At 69.3% G+C, this 18,537-nt stretch carries 13 protein-coding genes; 9 read left to right on the top strand and 4 right to left on the bottom strand.

Annotation, left to right across the window (positions count from 1 at the left end; genetic code table 11):
- Nucleotides 1-21: 21 nt before the first annotated feature.
- From ACFOVU_RS10080 to ACFOVU_RS10070, 3 genes are all read right to left on the bottom strand, one after another.
- Nucleotides 22-1,011 carry a TNT domain-containing protein gene (locus tag ACFOVU_RS10080; protein WP_378532154.1) on the bottom strand — a complete coding sequence of 330 codons (990 nt, stop codon included), beginning with the start codon at nt 1,009-1,011 and terminating at the stop codon, nt 22-24.
- A gap of 113 nt (nt 1,012-1,124) precedes the next feature.
- Complete coding sequence (locus tag ACFOVU_RS10075; RefSeq protein ID WP_378532152.1) at nt 1,125-1,427, bottom strand: pore-forming ESAT-6 family protein; 303 nt, start codon at nt 1,425-1,427, stop codon at nt 1,125-1,127.
- Between the two features lie 34 nt (nt 1,428-1,461).
- Complete coding sequence (locus ACFOVU_RS10070) at nt 1,462-1,797, bottom strand: hypothetical protein (protein WP_378532150.1); 336 nt, start codon at nt 1,795-1,797, stop codon at nt 1,462-1,464.
- A 210-nt stretch (nt 1,798-2,007) separates the two neighbouring features.
- On the opposite strand from ACFOVU_RS10070, the gene ACFOVU_RS10065 reads away from it, so the two are divergent.
- From ACFOVU_RS10065 to ACFOVU_RS10050, 4 genes are all read left to right on the top strand, one after another.
- Entirely contained in the window at nt 2,008-2,343 is a 336-nt protein-coding gene (locus tag ACFOVU_RS10065) for a hypothetical protein (RefSeq protein WP_378532148.1), read from the top strand.
- A 53-nt stretch (nt 2,344-2,396) separates the two neighbouring features.
- On the top strand, nt 2,397-2,729 hold the full coding sequence (locus ACFOVU_RS10060; RefSeq protein WP_378532146.1) for a DUF6507 family protein: 333 nt from the start codon (nt 2,397-2,399) through the stop codon (nt 2,727-2,729).
- Nucleotides 2,730-2,889: 160 nt separating this feature from the next.
- A complete protein-coding gene (locus ACFOVU_RS10055) occupies nt 2,890-5,373 on the top strand; it encodes a hypothetical protein (RefSeq protein WP_378532144.1) in 2,484 nt (827 codons plus the stop codon).
- Between the two features lie 2 nt (nt 5,374-5,375).
- Nucleotides 5,376-5,888 carry a hypothetical protein gene (locus ACFOVU_RS10050; protein ID WP_378532142.1) on the top strand — a complete coding sequence of 171 codons (513 nt, stop codon included), beginning with the start codon at nt 5,376-5,378 and terminating at the stop codon, nt 5,886-5,888.
- 54 nt (nt 5,889-5,942) lie between these two features.
- Here the strand turns inward: ACFOVU_RS10050 and ACFOVU_RS10045 are convergent, their stop codons facing one another.
- A complete protein-coding gene (locus ACFOVU_RS10045) occupies nt 5,943-6,761 on the bottom strand; it encodes a hypothetical protein (RefSeq protein ID WP_378532140.1) in 819 nt (272 codons plus the stop codon).
- 179 nt (nt 6,762-6,940) lie between these two features.
- Between ACFOVU_RS10045 and eccCa the strand changes: the two genes are divergently transcribed.
- The 5 genes from eccCa to ACFOVU_RS10020 all read left to right on the top strand — a co-directional run bounded on the left by eccCa (nt 6,941) and on the right by ACFOVU_RS10020 (nt 18,487).
- Complete coding sequence (gene eccCa / locus ACFOVU_RS10040; RefSeq protein ID WP_378532138.1) at nt 6,941-10,936, top strand: type VII secretion protein EccCa; 3,996 nt, start codon at nt 6,941-6,943, stop codon at nt 10,934-10,936.
- Entirely contained in the window at nt 10,933-12,372 is a 1,440-nt protein-coding gene (locus tag ACFOVU_RS10035) for a DUF6177 family protein (protein ID WP_378532137.1), read from the top strand. Before eccCa ends, ACFOVU_RS10035 begins: the two co-directional genes overlap by 4 nt.
- Nucleotides 12,373-12,819: 447 nt before the next feature.
- A complete protein-coding gene (locus ACFOVU_RS10030; RefSeq protein ID WP_378532135.1) occupies nt 12,820-15,750 on the top strand; it encodes a hypothetical protein in 2,931 nt (976 codons plus the stop codon).
- A 43-nt stretch (nt 15,751-15,793) separates the two neighbouring features.
- Nucleotides 15,794-16,711, top strand: coding sequence for a hypothetical protein (locus tag ACFOVU_RS10025; protein ID WP_378532133.1), 918 nt, complete (start codon nt 15,794-15,796; stop codon nt 16,709-16,711).
- A gap of 264 nt (nt 16,712-16,975) precedes the next feature.
- The gene (locus ACFOVU_RS10020) at nt 16,976-18,487 is read left to right on the top strand and encodes an ABC transporter substrate-binding protein (RefSeq protein ID WP_378532131.1); all 1,512 of its coding nucleotides are present in this window, start codon (nt 16,976-16,978) and stop codon (nt 18,485-18,487) included.
- Nucleotides 18,488-18,537 lie beyond the last annotated feature (50 nt).

Raw genomic sequence — 18,537 nt, 5'->3', positions numbered from 1 at the left:
GGGAGGCTGCCGATAGCGCGGCTATTGGGGGACATCCGCCACCTCGACCCGTTCGAGGTAGCCGTTGCTCAGCAGCCAGCGGATGCTCGGCAGCTGGGGCGGCTGGCTGAAACCGTTGGCGGTGACGCGGAACCGGACCCCGCCGCCCTCGCTGTCCGCGGTGGCCGGGGACACCGACGCCGACGCCTGGAACGGGTGGATGACGCGGTAGCGGTGGTAGGCCTCGGACCCACCCGCGCCGTCCGCCTCGGGGGCGTCCCTCACGTACTCGGGGAGCCCGCGCTGCGCGAACGGTGTCCCGTCGGGGAAGAGCAGCGATCCGCTCTCGGGGCCGAACGCGTCCACGATGTGCCCCGGCTCGAACGCCTGCTGGTAGGACCCGCCGCCCGTGCTCTCGGCGAGGCGCTCCTCGGCGGCGGCCACGAGTTCGGCGGTCTGCTCACCGGCGGTACCCTCCTCCTCGGCCGTCAGCGTCTCAGGGGCGGACTCCGTGGGCACCAGTTGCTGGTACATCCAGCGGGCCGCCTCGTCCACGCTGGCGAACTCGGCTCCGGTCCGGCCCTGGTCGAACTCGATGATGCCGATGGCGATCCGGTCGCCGTCGTCGGTGAGCAGGTAGTAGCTGGCGACACTGCCGGGCTCGGGGCGGGTGTCGTCGGGAAGGACGTAGAGGTCCTGGGGGACGCCCGCGTCGTCGAGTTCGTCGCGGAGCATGGGCAGGGTGACGTCGGCACCCACCCAGTCGGCCGGCAGCGGCGGGGCGGTGACGTTCGGCGGGGCCGACGCCTGACCCTGCTCGGTCTCCTGGTCGCGCAGCTGGGTCTGGAGGAAGGACCAGCCGACGGTTCCGGCGCACAGCACCGCCGAGACGCACAGGCCGACGACGACCCGCGTGATGTTCTCGTCCAGCCGCCTGCGGGTGCGCTGCGCGCCGAAGAGCGTCGCCTCGCGGAGCCGCTGACGGCGGACGGCGACCGACTCCAGCAGCTGGCTGTCGTAGTCGCGCGCCATCGAGGGCCCTTCGTGTTGTGGGTGGTGCGGGGGGATGCGCAGAGCGCGCCACGGGAAGGACGCCGGTGGGCCGGCGTGCCCTTCCCGAGGTCCGGGGGTGTGGCGGGGCCGGCCTAGATGGCCTGCACCGCCGAGGCCGCCCGGCTCAGCGACTGCTGTGCGGTGCCGTCGTTGCTCTCCAGCGTCTGCCGCACCAACCGGATGATCTCACGCACTTCGTTCGCGGCGTTGTGCCACTTGAGTTCCTTGGCGCTGTACTCGTCGGACACGCCGGTGGCCTCGAAGTCGGCCATGGCGTTGCTGACGTCCACGTCGCGGCTGCCGATGATGGCCTCAAGCTGGCCGATGATGGCGTGGATGTTGGCCTGTGCCTCTTCCGAGGCACCGATGTCGTAGCTGTTGCGTCCCTCGCTCATCGGGCTCCCTCCTGCCGGTCGAGTGGTCGGGCCGTCAGGCCGTGCGGAACTTGGCGGCGTCGAAGTTGGCCGCGCCCATGTTCTGCCGGGCGTCCTCCGCCATGGTCTGGTTGCCGGAGGAGAAGGCGGTCTGCATACCGCGCTGCCCCTCGTTGATCGATCCGAGCCCCGCGTTCAGGTCGGCGGTGATCTGCTCGGAGCTGGCCTTGAACGAGTCGAAGGCCGCCTTGCCGGCACCGTTGAACTTGCCCGCCAGCGGCTCTGCGGCCGCGATCAGCTGCTGGATGAGCGTGCCCAGGTCCTGAGTGGAGTCCGAGGTGTTGCCGGCCAGGGTGGTCAGGGTCTGATCGCCGTAGTCCCATCGAGACATGTGTTCACCTGTTCCTCGGTCGCGGTGCGGTCGTCCGCTCCCTCGCTAGAACGGACGGACGACGCATGCCGCCGGTTCCCCCGAAATTCGATCACGACCGCGCCAATGCGACCGTTCATGTTCAGTCAGGTAAAGGACAATTTATAATACAGGGAATGGGAGGGTTGATCGCGTGCTTTCCGGGCGCGATGTGGGGGACGGGGGTTGGACGTGAAGTTCGAACTGGTCGAACCCGAGGACTGGGACGACACCACCGAAAACGCCGAAGACGCTGCCGAGGCCAACGGAAACGCTGATCCGGTGGGCGCGGACGAGTCGGAACCGCAGGATCCGCACGCCCGGCTGCGGGCGTCCACGGCGCGCTTGCGCACCCGGGTGCGAGACGACGTCGCCGATCTGAGCGTCGGCATCGGCCGGTTGATGGCCCGCGTTTCCCAGCTGGATCCGGAATTGGCCGATTCCGGCCATGCGCCGGCCACCAGCCCGCCCACGAATTTCCGCGCCGAACGGTTCGGAACCAACGGGTGGCGACGCGACTCCAATTGACAGGCGGGAGTTCCACATCGGTCTGCCGCGCTGAGTGGAAGGGACGGCTTCACATGTCCGGATGGGACATCGACGCACCGGCGGTGGGCACCGTGATGACGACCGTCGGTGGCTACGTCCAGGGCGACGACGGCACGGGTGGCCTGGTCGGCAAGATCCAGACGTTCTCCGGCAACGTCGACAACGCGGCGACGCAGGCGGCCAGCGGTCCCATCTCCACGGCGCTGGGCGAGTTCGTCGGGGAGTACGCCGACAAGTTGACGAACATGGTGCTCAAGAGCGCCAGCGCAGTCACGGGTTGCACCGAGGCCACAACGGCCTACCTGGACGGAGACCTGGAAATGGCCGCGACCGCCCAGGAGGGCGCGGGGCGGGTCCCGGAGTAGCCGGCCGCGAGGGCGCCTGATCTTCCGGGCACCTCATCGCCATTTCCGCATGCGGCATCGCTGCGAGAACGCTGTTCTCGCGATCCATCTTCATGACACCGACGAGCGGGGGCGGGGGAAGGTCTCGCTGCTCGACAGCTGAATACGAGGGGTGGCGGCGTTGAGTGACGGCGTGATCGATCCGGGGGCGATCCCCATCCCGCCCGTGGACCCGGACGAGGTGGAGGCCGCGGGACGGGATCTGAAGGGCGACGGCGAGGGCATCGCCCAGGCCGGTCAGGACATCAAGTCCGCGTGGAGCGGTCTCGAGGGCATCTACATCGCTCCTGAGGACGACATCCTGCTGGCTGCGGTCGACCCCGTGGCGACCGCCGGCGACGAGGTCGGGGCGGCGACCGAGACGGTGGGGGAGGCGCTGATCGACTTCGCCGAGGAGATCCGGCCGATCCTGGCCCGGCTGCGGACGCTGAAGTCGGACGCGCAGTCCTTCGTCGAGGGCATCGACGGCGACGACGACTGGCGGGAGGACGAGGACAAGGTCAACGAGCACAACGGGTTGAACAATGACGTGCTCGCAGCGGTGAACGACTATCAGGCGGCGGAGCGCACCTGCGCCAACGCGATCACCGCGATCTTCGGCGGGACCACGTTCGTCGCGCTGGACCCCAACGGGGAGACCCTGGTACGGGAGGGGCAGGAGGCCTACGGCTTCACCGAGGCGCCGCAGGACGTCGAGACGCCGTGGGCCACGCCGCAGGAGTACGACGCCCCGTGGTACGAGGACGTCTGGAACGGGGTCGCCGACTTCGGGATCGGGATCGCCGAGGACCTCGGTGGCCTGGTCGGGCTCTACGGTGAGAACGGCTGGGGGGTCAGCTCCTGGAGCGAGTGGGGCGACAACCTCGCCGCCAACTACACCGGCATCCTGGAGGGCCTCGGAACGCTCACCGGGCTCTACGGTGAGAACGGCTGGGGCGTCAGCTCCTTCGGTGAGTGGTGGGGCAATTTCTCCACCGGCTGGACCGAGTTCGCGCACGCCTTCGTCCCCTGGCGTGAGTGGGGAGACCGGCCCGGCTACGTCATCACCCAGAGCGTCCTCAACATCGGCAGCATCTTCATTGGCGGCGCGGGACTCGTGCGGGGCGTCATCCGCGGCGGCCGACGCGCCGCCGATGGTGCCGACGCGGACGTGGACGTGGACGCCCCCGACGCGCCGACACGGGTGGACGCGAGCGACGTGTCGATCGGGCGCAGCGCCGACGAGCTGCCGTCCACCCAGGATCTCAACGATGCGCTGGATGGCCTGGACATCGAACAGAACCGCCTCGACGGCCTGGACGGTGCGCTGGACGACGCCGACCGCCTGGCGGAACGCGAGCCGGCCCCGATCGGCGGCGGGGAGACCCCTGACGGCGATGGGCCGGAGAGCCCGGCACCCTCAGGGAGGGACGACAGCCCGGCGGACCCGGGCCCCTCGGACGACGGCGGGGGCCCCGACTCGCCGGACAACGATCCAGCGGACACCACGACTCCGGACGGCACAGACGGAGATCCTGGGGGAGAGGGAACCGGCGACAGGTCCCCCGACAGCTCCCCGGACCCGGAGTCGCCCGGCGACAATGGCGACGGAAATCCCGCCGACGACGGACCGGACCCCCGCGACGACACCGACCAGCAGGACGACGACAACCGTCCCCCCGACGCCGACGAGACGCCGGACCGGCCGCAGGACCGCCAGGACACCGATACCGATACCGACGAAACGGGGGACCGACCGTCCGACTCGGATTCGGGTGATGGCTCCGACACCAACAACAGCAGTCAGGACGATCGGCCCCCGCGGCCTCGCCCGGGCGGCAGTGATGGGCTCGATGTCGACCCCCGCGATTATGAGCGGCCGGAGTACGCCGACATGGACAGCGACGCCCCGGACGGCGACGCTCCGGACAATGACCCCGCCGACAGTCCCGACGGCGGTTCCGACTCGGGCCGCCCTGACGGCCCGGTGGGCGAGATCGAGCGTGGCTACTACGACGATCAGGGGCGTTTCGTCCGTGACGGCTTCCGGGATGCCACCGGACGCTACTTCGACAGCGACGGAAATGTCTTCGCCGAGGAGCCGCAGTCGCGTCAGGCCGCCAATGACTATGCGACAATCCGGGAAATGGATGGTGACACTCAGCGCATCTCCGACAACACGGGGATCGACAGGCGCCTGCTCGATCGAATAAAGGACCATCTCTTCTATGAAGAGCACGATGTCGCTCGCGGTCCGAATGATTCGGTCACAGGGCGGTTCTCGCCGATGACCCACATCGGCGACCTTTGGCTCAAGGCGGAACGCGGAGAGCTGTCCCCCAGGGAAGCCGAGCAGTTCCGCCGCCTCATCATGCACGAAGGGGTGGAGAGTGCGCTGATGGACGAGGGGGTGCCGTTCCGGCTGACGGATCCCGGATACTATGACGAGTATGATTACCCGGCGGTCAGTCCGGAGTTTCGAGGGGCGCATGATCTGGCTCCGGGAGAGAACGGGGACCCGTTCGCGATCTACGAAAAAATGGGGATCGAGAGGCCGGATTTCGAATTCGATCCTGACCTGTCCAACCTCGACGATCTCGTCGAATATATTATTGGGGAAATGTAGAAATGACCGGTACGACCAAGGAGCTCGCCGACCGGATTCTGGCCTTCGACCTGTCCACGGGCGGGCGGAGGCGGAAGTCCCCGGTGGTGTTGATGCGCGAGTATCTGCGGCGGAGGGCATGGTGGGCGCGCGAGGTGGACGGGGCGGGATGGCCGTTCGGTGATCTCGCCGCGGCGATCGATCCCGCCGTGCGGGCGGACGCCGATCTGGTCCACCGGGTCCGGGAGAGTTTCCCCTACTCGGTCTTTCCGATGGTGCTGGACACCTGTGAGTGGGCGCTGCACTTCCGTGCTCTCCAGGAGTCCGGCGCCGAACTCCCCGAGCTACCCGATCCGTTCGAACCGCTGCTGCTCATGTACGAGCGCGGCGACGGGTTCGGGATGTCCCAGCCGTCCCTCATCGAAGTGGCGGGAACCGGGGTCCGCAGGGGAAAGCTTGCCGACCACCTCGATCCAGAACCCCGCGCCCCCATGGACCCCGCCGAACTCGACGCTCTGGACGCCCCCAAGGAGTGACCGCGTCCCGGACTCAGCTCTACCCCGACACTCCAGAGGAGGACGATGGGGAGATCACCTTCGGCGGCGGCCGCGGAGGTGGCGGCGGAGTCTTTTGCGGGTTCGGGGTTCGGAGAGGGGCGACAGGTCTCCGGTGTGCCACCAGAAGGCCTCCGTGCTGCACGGTGCGTCGGCATCGGCGTGCAGGGTGGCGACGGTCCTGGTGAACGCCGGGATCACGTCGGGTGCCGGCCGCGATCGGATCGGGTACAGCAGGAGGGTGTCGTAGCTCGGCACGCCCACCAGTGCGCCCGAAGGCGGCGGTTCGGGGAGCAGGCGGTCCAGTTCGGTGAGGAGTGCGGACACGTACGGGCTGCCGGGCTTGCGGAAGACCAGCGCAGAGTCGTTCGGGGACAGCGGCCGGATCTCCGGGGTGATGCCGGCGAGTTCGCGCTCGTGGGTGTGGGCCAGGGCGGAGCCGAGGTCCCGGAGTTGCAGCAGGTCGGCGCGGGTTTTTGTCAGCGGTGCCCCGTATTTCGGATGGTCGATGACGATCAATGCGTCGAAATACCGGCCGGCCGGAACGCACACCAGGCCGTTTCGCCGGTCGGGCGGCATCGTCGGGACGAGTTTCACGCGCAGCAGTTCGCGAACGTCGCCGAGGAGTTCGATCTCGGCGACCGCGAGCGCGGCGCGGTCGGCGGTCTCCCGTAGCCATTCGTCGACCAGAATCGGCCATCGGTGGCGCGGCGCGGCCGCGCAGCGCTCCAGGACCTCCCATGTCGAGGCGGACAGCTCCGTCCACCCGAAGGGCACCACCACCCGCGCGAGAGGGCGGTCGAACCCGGCGTCCGGCACGGTCACCGGTATCAGGTCCTCGATGAGGGCGTGCACGTCCCCCGCGATGGCGAGTGCGTCGGAAGTCAGGGGCCCGCTCCGATCGGTCGTATTCGCTCCGCTGCCTGTGAATTGGGAAGCCGCCGCCGGGGAGATCCCTTATAGAATAGGGCGATCCGCTTCGAACGGTTCCAATCCCCCCATTATCTGCGCCATCCCATTTGAGGAGCAGGCTGGTGACGACCCGGATAGTGCATCGGCCGGCCAGGACGATGTATCCGCCCGAGCAACACGATCCCCACCAGGTCGAGGCGCCCCCCACGCTGCCGGACGGCAACCCCCAGGGGAACCAGCTGCTGTCCCTGCTGCCCATGGTCGGCATGGCGGCGTCGCTGACCATCATGATGGTCATGCGCAACCCGGCGTTCATGGTGCTGGGCGCGGTCGTCCTCGTCGTGGCGCTGCTCGGCGGAGCCGCGATGCTGTTCTCCCGCCGCGGCCAGGCCGCCCGGCAGCGCCGCAACCAGCGGGAGCTGTACCTGGAATACCTGGAGGAACTCCGGGAGGAGCTCAGCGGCTGGGAGCGCGATGCGCGTTCGGCGGCCCGCCTGCTGGATCCGCCGCCCGAGGCGCTGTACGACATCCTGCGCGACCCCACGCGCCTGTGGGAGCGCCGCCGCCGCGACCCCGACTTCCTGCGGGTGCGCATCGGCACCGGGGTCATGCCCGGGCGGCCGCTCCAGCTGGCCGAGAAGGGCACCGCGCTCACCCCGACCGACCCTTTCATGCTCTCCGAGGCGCACTCCGTGATCCGGCGCTTCGAGACGGTGCCGGAGATGCCGCTCACCGTGCCCCTGGACATGGCCGGCAATGTCAGCGTGGTCGGCGACCGCGCCGACGTGCTGCGCGTGGTTCGGGCGCTGGTCACCCAGCTCAGCGCATTCCACGCTCCTGAGGACGTCGCGCTCGCCGTGATGCACCCGGGCCGCCGGTCCGCCGACTGGGAGTGGGTGAAGTGGCTGCCCCAGGTGCTCGACCCGCAGCGGCGCGACGGCGGGGTGAACGCCCGGCTCATCGCCCCGACCCCGGCGAAGCTGGGCGCACTGCTCGCCGACGAACTGCGCTCCCGTACCGATTTCGCCGCCGAGGTCCGGCGCGGCATGGGCAAGCGCGAGGCCTACCGGATGATGCGCCGCCTGGTCGTCATCCACGACACGCACGGCGATGTCGCAGGTGAACTCGTCCGCCCGGACGACGCGGTCGCACCGGCCGACCTCGGTGCCACGGTGATCCACCTGGTGGCCGACCAGGTCCAGGAGCCCGGCGAGGTCAGCCTCCGGCTGACGGTCTCGGGGGACCAGGTCGAGGTGCAGGACCTGCGGCCGGGCGCCGCGCCCACACTGACCGGCACGGTCGACGACGTCCCCGCGGCGACGGTCACGGGCCTGGCCGCGATGGTGACCCCGTTGCGGCTGTCACGGGAGTCCGTCGAGGAGACCGCCGCCGAGGGCGGCAGCGTCGACTTCCCGACCATGATGGGCGTGGCCGACCCCGGCGAGATCGACGTCGAGCGACAGTGGGCGCCCCGGAGCGAGCGCGCCTTCCTGCGGGTGCCCATCGGCGCCGACGACATGGGCCGTCCGGTCATCCTCGACCTCAAGGAGGCCGCCCAGCTCGGCATGGGACCCCACGGGTTGTGCGTGGGGGCCACCGGCTCCGGCAAGAGCGAGATGCTGCGGACCCTCGTGATCGCGCTCGCCGCCGGTCACTCACCCGATCGCGTCAGCATGGTGCTGGTCGACTACAAGGGGGGCGCGACGTTCGCGCCCTTCGAGGAGCTGCCGCACGTCGCCGGGGTCATCACCAACCTGGAGGACGACGCCGCGCTGATCGAGCGGGTCTACGCCAGCCTCTCCGGCGAGGTGCAGCGCCGCCAGCAGGTGCTGCGCGACGCGGGCAACATCGCCAACATCGGTGACTACACCTTCCGGCGGACCCAGAACCCGGACCTGCCGCCGCTGCCGCACCTGCTGGTGATCATCGACGAGTTCGGTGAACTGCTCACCGCGCGCCCGGACTTCATCGAGCTCTTCCTGTCCATCGGCCGGATCGGCCGCAGCATCGGCGTGCACCTCCTGCTGTCCAGCCAGCGGATCGAGGGCGGCAAGCTGCGCGGGCTCGACACCTACCTCTCCTACCGGCTGGGGCTGCGCACCTTCTCAGAGGAGGAGAGCCGCACGGTGCTGGACAGCCCGGACGCCTTCCACCTGCCGGCGCTGCCCGGATTCGGCTACCTCAAGGTCGATACCACCGTCTACCAGCGGTTCAAGGCCGGCTACGTCTCCGGCGCCTACCGGGGGCCCGTCTCGGCCGACGAAGAGGAGCCGCCGGAGCGCCTGCCGGTCCGCGGCTACCCCGCGTACAACACCGCCGGCTCGGCCGACACCGCGGCCGCCGCACCCGAGGACGACCCCGCGCTGCCCGAGCGCACGATGGGGCCGACCCTGCTGGACGTGATGGTCGGGCAGCTGGCCCAGCACGGCGAGCGCACCCGCAACATCTGGCTGCCGCCGCTGCCGTCGGCCACCACGCTGGACCTGGTCGCCGGACCCCTCCAGGTCACCGGCGAGGCGATGCGGCTGCCCGCCGGCCCGAGCCCGCTCCAGGTGCCGGTCGGCCTGCTCGACGACGCCGCGAAGCAGTGGCAGGGCCTGTGGAACCTCGACCTCACGGCCTCGGGCGGCCACTTCGCGATCATCGGCGGCCCCCAGACCGGCAAGACCACCCTGCTGCGCACCCTGGTGCTGTCCCTCGCCCTCACCCACACCCCGAGCCAGGTGGCGGTCTACGCGCTCGACCTGGTCGGCGGCGGCCTCCAGGCGCTGTCCGACCTCCCGCACGTCGGCGGGGTCGCGGGCCGGACCGACGCCGAGCGGGTCCGGCGCACGGTCGAGGAGGTGCGGGACATGCTCGACCACCGCCAGCAGGTGTTCCGCGACCGCGGCATCGACTCCGTCCAGCAGCTGCGGCGGATGCACGCCCGCGGAGAGATCCCCGAGCTGCCCTGCGCCGACGTCGTGCTGTGCGTCGACGGATTCGGCGCCATCCGCAAGGACTTCGAGCAGGTCGACGACATGGTCTCCGACCTCCTCCAGCGCGGCGGCGGGTACGGCGTCCACGTCGTGGCCGCCATGCTGCGCTGGAACGACGTCCGCATGGCCATGCAGTCCAACTTCGGGCAGAGGGTCGAGCTGCGGCTCAACGACCCGTCGGACTCCTCGGTCGACCGCAAGCTCGCCGAGACCATCAGCGCCGACGTTCCCGGCCGGGCGCTCACCGACCGCAAGCTGTTCGGCCAGGTGGCGCTGCCCCGGGTCGACTCGCTTGCCGAGGTCGAGAACCTCGCCGAGGTCGTCGAGAAGACCGCCCGCGCGGTGAGCAGCGTCTGGCGCGGCCCGGTGGCGCCGCCGGTGCGGGTACTGCCCTACCGGCTGCCCGCCCGCACCCTCCCGGGCCCGGACCGCGAGGCCCGGCTGGTGCCGCTCGGCGTGGACGAACGCGCACTCGACCCGGTGCTGCTCGACCTGTTCGACCGCGACCAGAACCTGCTCGTGCTGGGCGACGGCGAGTGCGGCAAGACGAATCTGCTGCGGCTGGTCGCCAAGGGGCTGATCAGCCGGTATTCGCCGCAGGAGGTCGTGTTCGCCGTGATGGATCCGCGCCGGACCCTGCACGGGTTGATCCCGGAGCCCTATCTCGGCGGGTACGCCAGCAACTCGCGGGTCTGCGCGGGACTGGCGAATGGCGTGGCCAAGGAGCTGGCCGACCGTATGCCCGACGAGGCCGACCCTGAGAAGGCCGAGGCCGGAGCGTTGAACGGGCCGCGCATCGTCGTGCTCGTCGACGACTACGACGTCCTCACCTCCGCCGGGCAGAAGCCGCTGACGCCGTTCGTCCCCTTCGTGCCCAACGGCCGCGACATCGGGCTGCACTTCGTCGTGACCCGCCGGGTCGCCGGAGCCGCCCGCGGGGTGTACGACCCGCTCGTTCAGGCCATGCGTGAGATCGGCACCAGTGCGGTGCTCATGTCCGGCGACCGGAGCGAGGGCCAGCTGTTCCCGCGGGTGTACGCCAACGCCCAGCCGGCCGGCCGGGGCCGGTGGATCCGGCGGGGCGAGTCCCCGCGACTCATGCAGACCGGCCTGGTGGACGACACGGAGGAGAACGAGTGACCTACGACGTGGTCGCGCTGGTCCGACAGCCCCCGGACGTGCGCGGGCTGGTCGACGCGATGGTGCGCGCCGGAGCCGACCTGAAGGTCCGCGGCGGCGGCGACGGCGCGGTGATCCAGCTCTGCGATGCTCGCGGCCGGCCGCTGCTCGGCATCGAGGCGGCGCAGCGCGTCGAGGCCGCCGGCGAGGTGGAACGGCTGCTCGGGGCCGAGACCGCGGCGCGTATGCCCGACCCGTGCTGGTGGGTGGAGGCCCGGGCGGCGGACACCGATGCCGATACGGTGGCGCTCGCGCACCGCTTCGCCGACGGCCTGGTCGACCGGCTCGGCGGAACGGTCTGGTCGGGCGGTGCCGGGCTGCACGGGCGCCCGGTCGAGGGACACGGCACCGTGACACCGGCGCCGCCGGCCAAGCCGGTGAACGGCCACCCGGCGATCGACGCCATGACCGTCAAGGCGGCGGTCGCCGTCCAGGACCGGCCGGTGGTCCCCCTCACGACGTGGCTGGCGGACGCGGTCGTGGCCTGCGAGCGGAGCGGGCGGGGCCTCCAAGTGCGCACCGCGGCGGAATCGCGCGTCACCCTGCCGCTGCGGGCCCTGCTGAACAGGTCTGAGGCGCGCTGGGTGGTCGAGGAGCCCGACGGCGGCGGACACTACGACGGCTTCTCCGGTGTGCCGCTGGTGTGGGACGACACCGCGGGGTATGTCATCGCCGCCGACGCCGCCACCGCCGGGCCCTCGCGCACCTTCCTGGACGCGCCGCCGGACCCGGGCAGCCAGCTCCTGGTCGATCTGCGGCTCCTGCACCCGGCGGCCGCCGACCTCGTCATCGGCGGAGCGGTCGAGACGATCGGCACGGCACTCACCGGGACCGGCCCCGCCGGGTGGGGCGTGAGCGAGCCGGCCCTGTCGGCGTGGAACCCGGTCACGGTGACCGAGCTGTGCCGCCGCCGCGCGCCGCAGGCGACGCTGTCGGTGTTCGCCGGACCCGGCGGCTCGACCCGGGGTTTCGTCGGCACCCATCGCGTGTCTCGCGTGACCTCCGGGGTCAAGGAGACGATCACGGCGGCGATCGGCTACCGCGACGGAGAGGAGCCGCCGATCGGGGCGCTCCAGGACCTCGCACGGGGGTTCGCCGATCGCGGCAGCCTCCTGACCATGACCGTCCAGCGCGTCGCCGGCCGGCCCGACCTCACCTACACGCCGCACTGGTACGGCATCCCCACCCCGGTGGGCATCGCGGTCGGTGGCCGTGGCGTGGCCGAAATCGGGCTCTCGGCGGCGCTCGCCGCACCGGTCGAGGGGCACACCCTGGGGCGCGAGAACGCGCCGTCGGTCTGGTACCCGCTGGGCGACGGCACCGAGCCGGACGCTTCGGCGCGGTTCGCAGCGCTCATGGCCCACTTGAGCCCGGAGGGCTCGCCGCGGGCGGGGTGATGGCGATGTGAGGGCGATCGTGCCACCGTCTTCACAGCACGGCTGTCCGGATTCGGCCAGCAGACTCCCCCTCATAGGTGCCCGGAACCGTGCCGAGAATGTGCGACGACACCCGCCGGGTAGCAGGGCGAGAACGACACCTGAGCACCCCGCCGGTCGCACACATACGCGCTGACCAGTGGTTATCTGCGGAATACCGGAGACCGGCCGCCATGGCCGGCCTATGGCACTGGCATGACGGGGACGATTTACAGCATTCCGGCAGTGAGAAGATCTCTCTTTCGGTCGAAATGCCGATCACGGATTGCCCGGACCCGTCCGCCATAATGACGTCTGGAACCCTTCGCCGGTCCGGGAAACCCTGCGTGGCACCGGACCGCCGAACGCAACGACCGCGCATGGCGCGGCGGCAGTGACAAGTGAATGCCGGAGCGCTTAGGGGCGGCGTTGAGCGACGAATACGTGATCAAGCCCGACGAGATCATCATTCCCGAACTGAACGCCTGCGAGCTGCAAACGGCCGCGAGCGCCCTGCGGAACGACGGCACCGGGATCGCCCAGACCGGAAACGACATCAAGAGCGCGTGGGAGGGCCTGTACGGCATTTATGTCGCGCCTGAGGCCGACATCCTGCTCGCGGCGGTCAACCCGGTGGCCACGGCCGGCGACGACTTCAAGAACGGCGTATCCACCGTCGCCGACGCGCTGGACGAATTCGCCGAGGAGGCCGGCCCGATCCAGACCCGGCTGCGCGAGCTCAAGTCCGAGGCGGTCGCGTTCAAAGCGCACATCGACGCCAACGACGACTGGCGTGAGGACGAGGACAAGGTCAACGAGTTCAACGACCTCAACGACGAGATCTTCGCCAAACTCAACGCCTACATGGCGGCCGAGCGCACCTGTGCCAACAAGATCACCGCGATCTTCGGCGGGACAACATTCGTCGCCGGCGAGTACGGCCAGGAACCGAACCCGCGCGAGGGCCAGGAAGTCTACGGCTACACCTCCGTGCCGGAGGGCGTGCAGACGCCGTGGGCCACACCCCAAGAGCACAACGCCCCGTGGTGGGAGGACGTCGGCATGGGCGCCTGGGACTTCGTCTCCGCGCCTTTCCTCGACGCGGCCTCCATGGTCGGGCTGTACACCGAAGAAGGCGGCTGGTTCAACGGCAACCCCATCGACAACGCCGCGCAGTACTGGGGCGACACCTGGGAAGGCGTGAAGGCACTCGTCGGCGTCCACGGGGGAAGCAACGCCTTGGCCGCGTGGACGGAGGTCGCGCACTCGATCGTTCCGTGGCGCGAGTGGGACGATCGGCCGGGCTACGTGATCACCCAGGGCGTCCTCAACATCGGCACCACCATCGCAGGCGTCGTCCTGACCGCGACCGGTGTCGGCGCCGTGGCCGGCGTCCCGATCCTGGCCACCCGGATCTCCGCCGGGATGCGAGGGCTGCGAGCGGTCAACAACGTCGACCTGCCCGACGCACCGAACGCACCCGACGCTCCGGACCTGCCGACCCGCAGAGGCGATCTCGACATCGACCAGGGCCCCACCCGACCCGGTCCCGACGGCGCGTCTCCGGATGCGGAACTCGACACCGCGCTCGACGGCCTGGACGTTCCGCAGAACCAGCTCGACGGCCTGGACGACGCCATGGACGACGCCGCCCGCCTGAGCGAACTCCCCGACACCCCCGCCCAGCCGGACGCACCGGACACCACCCCGTCCGAGCCCGGCCCGCCCGACGCGGAGGCGCCCCGCGACCCTGTCGACACCGATACCGACGCCGACGCCGGACCCGACAACGAAACCACGACCCCGGACCGCCCGGCCGACCGCGACGGCGCGGAACCGGACCAGACCACCCGCGACGCCGACCCCGACGCCGAGGCGTCCGACCCCATCGACAACCCGGAGAACCTGCCGACCACACGGGAGATCCAGGAGTACATCCAGCGCTTCCGCGAGGACCTGGACCTCGCAGAGGCCCACCCCGAGGGCATCATCGGCGAGCTCAACGACCGCCAGCGGGAACTGGTCAACGCGGGCGTGCCGGAAGGGCGCGCGGAGATGCCGATCGGGGACCGGCCCGGCGGTGGATCGTCGCCCGACCTGTCGCCGTCGGCACGACTGGACACCCCGTCCGGTGGCGGCCCAGATTTGCCGTCGACGGACCGGGGCGGCACAGGGACCATCGACGCGCCCAGCAGTGGCGGCGGGCCGGACCTGCCACCGGGCGGCCGAGGGGACGGACCGAGTGGCCTCCCCGAGGATGACGGAGGACCGTCGGACCGCGGTGGTGACCGTCCGACTGAGCCCTTTCCGGCGCCCGACGGATACGAATGGTACTTGCGAGATGGTCGCTGGTACATCAGACGCGAGAACATTGAAGACGGCCTGCCGCCACGCTGGTACGACGAGGAAACCAACAGGCTCATGCCCGGAGAGGAGAGGCCCCCACCGGCGCGATTCAACACCACCAATCGAGAGACCGCTTTCGACCAACTTGACGGAAGCAATCCGAACAGTTCACTCGGCGGCTTCGTCAAGGCGTTGCAGAAGCTGGGGCTCATTGAGGACAGCCGTTACCCACGCGAAATTATCGATACGATGCCGAACCCGGATGGTCAAACGCACAATAACGTTCGCCATAGAATCAAGGACGCGTTCCGACAGCAGCTGTTTGACCATCTCACCGACGAGAACCGAATTCAGTCGACCCAGGATTTCGCGGATCGCATCCCTGACAACCCCACACCCGAGGACGTACGGAATACCATACGCGCCGTGAGCCAGCGAGAGATGCTTGAGATCAGCAATCTCCTCGACAGTTCCGACCGAGGCAGGCTCGGCGAGGTCTGGTACGAGAGAATGTACGTCCCGGGCGGACACACTCAGGTCACTATCGACCCGAGCGATCTCCAGCACCGCAGCCTCGGGCTCACAGGGGAACGTCACATCGATATCGTTGAGGTCACGAACACCAGGGGGGTAGCGGCCGGCAGAGTCATCGAGATAAAGAACGTCACAACAAGACTAGGTGATCGAGAAGAGAGCCAGATCAGAGATCTCCTCAAGATTCCTGGGAATGAAATCAATGTCCCAGAAAGAGCGGAGCCACTCCCCATCAGGAATGCCAGGGTCGTGTTCCCGGATCCAAGAGGAACTCTAAGAAATGCGACATTCCTGGCGGATTTTCTGGAAGAGAACAGAGGCTCTCCCATTGAGATCGAAATATACGACAGCGAAGGCCAAAGGCGGACGCTGAGAGCGAACCAGGCGTCCATCGATTTCCTTCGAGACAGATCTGCTTTGAAGGAGTGGCTCGGCCGGGACCAGGCATCGCCCAATAACAACGACAGTGCTGGGCAGTAGTGTGGAGGCGGATACGCACCGTCATGCCATCGGAAGGCGAGCAATGCGACTGGAACAGCTCTCCCTGGCGTTCAGTGGCCCTGATCTCATCACCATCGCCCAGCACCTGTGGAGGCTGGGGCTGTGGGGTGACGTGGCCGCTCCACGGGAGGTTCGGGTCAACCAGGAAGATGTTCCCGTCACGGCGGACTGGATTGAGCGATACTCGGGTGCCGGGCAGACGATCGCCGCGTTCCTCGATAATCGGCGTACCTACGACCTGATCATCCACAAGGACGGCGTCGTCCACGCCACCTTCGACTTCACCGGCGGGCCGTCCGACCTCCCCGGGTTCCTCAACTCGGTTCCCTTCGAAGTTGCCTCCTTCGGCACCCGCCACAGCGAATGGCTCGACGATCCGGACCCTTACTATGCAGCCGGGTTCGGCAACCACCACCTGCCGCACGGCTGGGCGTGTGCCTTCAAAGGAGACGGTCACCGCAATCTGGTGTCCCGCCGTTGGCTGGTGACCGGGCCGTGGCGCGTCCTCCAGGGACCAGACGACACCACGCTCGTGCAGTTCCATGACCTAGGCCTCGACGCGGAAGCGGCGCTCGAACAGGCGCTCCCCGCGCACGAACACATGGGGATCTCGCCGCAGGGGGGCTACCTCCAAACTCCCTACGTCTACCGTCATGAACTCAAGGGCCTCTACGACGAGAACCGCCACGTCCTGAAGATCGTCGTTCTCGGCCGGACCGTGTCGGCCGTCGAGATGCGCGACGCCTGCGCCGCCCGCCGGGACAACGCCCTCGGCCCCGACCGCCCCATCGACAACGTCGCCTTCATCTTCCCCGACCCCGAGGAAGCCCGCGCCCACCTGCCGAGGCTCTGGCCCTACGAGCTGGAGTGCTGGACCATCATCGACGGCTTCGAGACCCGTCTCGACACCGACCAGCCGCCGGAACAGACCAGCGCCTAGAGGCGGAGACTAGCGGCGGATAACCGGCCCGAGCAGGTGTGCGACTGCACCGCTCGGGCCTTTTGTGTTCCCTCTCGCACACGTCGATTGCCGAGGGTAATCGTCTCCCTCCAAAGGGAAGTCGATCGCGTCAACCGGTTGCCAAAAGCTCGCGGCGTTCCTAATGTGGCCTACGTCATACGCGGTGACCTGCCTGTTTCGCCCAGGTGATCTCGGATCACCGATGCCCTGAGGAGGCTGACCATGAGGCTGGCGAGGAGAGGAATGCCCGCCGCGGCCGTGGTGCTCGCGGTTGTGCTCGCCGGGTGTTCCGGGGCGGGTGGCTCGGACGCGGCCGGTGGCGACGGGCGGGGTGGGACGCTGAGCCTGGGGATCATCCAGGAGCCGACGTCCTGGGACCCGTCGCAGGCGCACGTCGGTCACGGTCTCCAGCCCTACCAGGTGACCTACGATTCGCTGCTGCTGCGTGAGCCCGACGGGGAGCTGTCCCCCATGCTCGCGACCGAGTGGAGCTACAACGACGACCGCACCGAGCTCACGCTGGAGCTGCGCGACGACGTCACCTTCAGCGACGGCGCGGTGTTCGACGCCGAGGCCGTCAAGGCGAACCTGGAGAACTTCCAGGACGGCAATGGCCGCCAGGCCGCGCAGTTGGCGGCGGTGGAGTCCGTCGAGGTCGTCGACGCCGGCACGGTGACGATCGTGCTGAGCGAACCCGACCCCGCCCTGGAATTCTCCCTGTCGCAGGCGGCGGGGCTGATGGGCAGCCCTGAGGAGCTCGGCACGGAGGAGATGACCGCCACGCCGGTGGGCTCGGGGCCCTACGTCCTGGACGCCGCCGCGTCGGTCTCGGGATCGCAGCTGGTTTTCACCGCACGCGAGGACTACTGGAACCCGGACCTGCAAAAGTTCGACACGATCGTGCTGAAGACCTACGCGGAGCTCACGGCGCGGCTGAACGCGGTCCTGTCCGGCCAGGTCGACGCCACCACCCTCGACGCGTCGACCGCTTCGCAGGCCGAGGACGCCGGGCTCGCCCGCCTCGAGGACTACCAGGTCGACTGGCAGGGGCTGATCCTGATGGACCGCGAGGGCGCGATGGTGCCCGCCCTGGGGGAGGTGAAGGTGCGGCAGGCGATCAACCTCGCCATCGACCGCGAGACCATGCTGGAGTCGATCCTGCTGGGCCACGGGACGACGACCGAGCAGGTCTTCGGCCCCGACAGCGGCTCCTACCTGGAAGAGCTCGACGACACCTACCCCTACGACCCCGACCGCGCCCGCGAGCTCCTTGCCGAGGCCGGCTACCCCGACGGGTTCGACCTCCCCCTGGCGACCGGCGGCGGGTTCGACACCCCGCTGGCGGCGCTGACACAGCAGCTCGCGGACGTGGGCATCCGGGTGGAGACGGAGTCCGTGGCGGCCCCGAACTTCGTCGCCGACGTCGATGCCGGCAAGTTCGCCGCCATCTACTTCAACCTCTTCCAGGGCGAGCCCTCGGTGGCGATCAACCAGCTCGTCTCCACGAACGCCCTGTACAACCCGTTCGAGACCACCACCCCCGAACTCGAGGAACTGATCGACGCGGTGCAGGCCGGTGGTGATCAATCCGCCGAACGGGCTCAGCAGGTCAACGAGTACGTGACGGAGAACGCCTGGTTCGCGCCCGTCTACCGCATCGACCAGGTCTATGCGTACAAGGGCGACAAGATCAGCGTGGAGAAGCAGATCCAGTCCGCCGTGCCGTCCATCTACAACTACGCGCCCGCCGGCTGACCCGCCTCGCGCGGGGCCCGGCGCGGCCCCGCGCGAGGGCCACCCCTGGC

Origin of the sequence: Nocardiopsis sediminis (assembly GCF_042650565.1) — a bacterium.
Taxonomy (GTDB): Bacteria; Actinomycetota; Actinomycetes; order Streptosporangiales; family Streptosporangiaceae; genus Nocardiopsis_B; species Nocardiopsis_B sediminis.
This window is presented reverse-complemented; position numbering and strand designations above follow the sequence as displayed.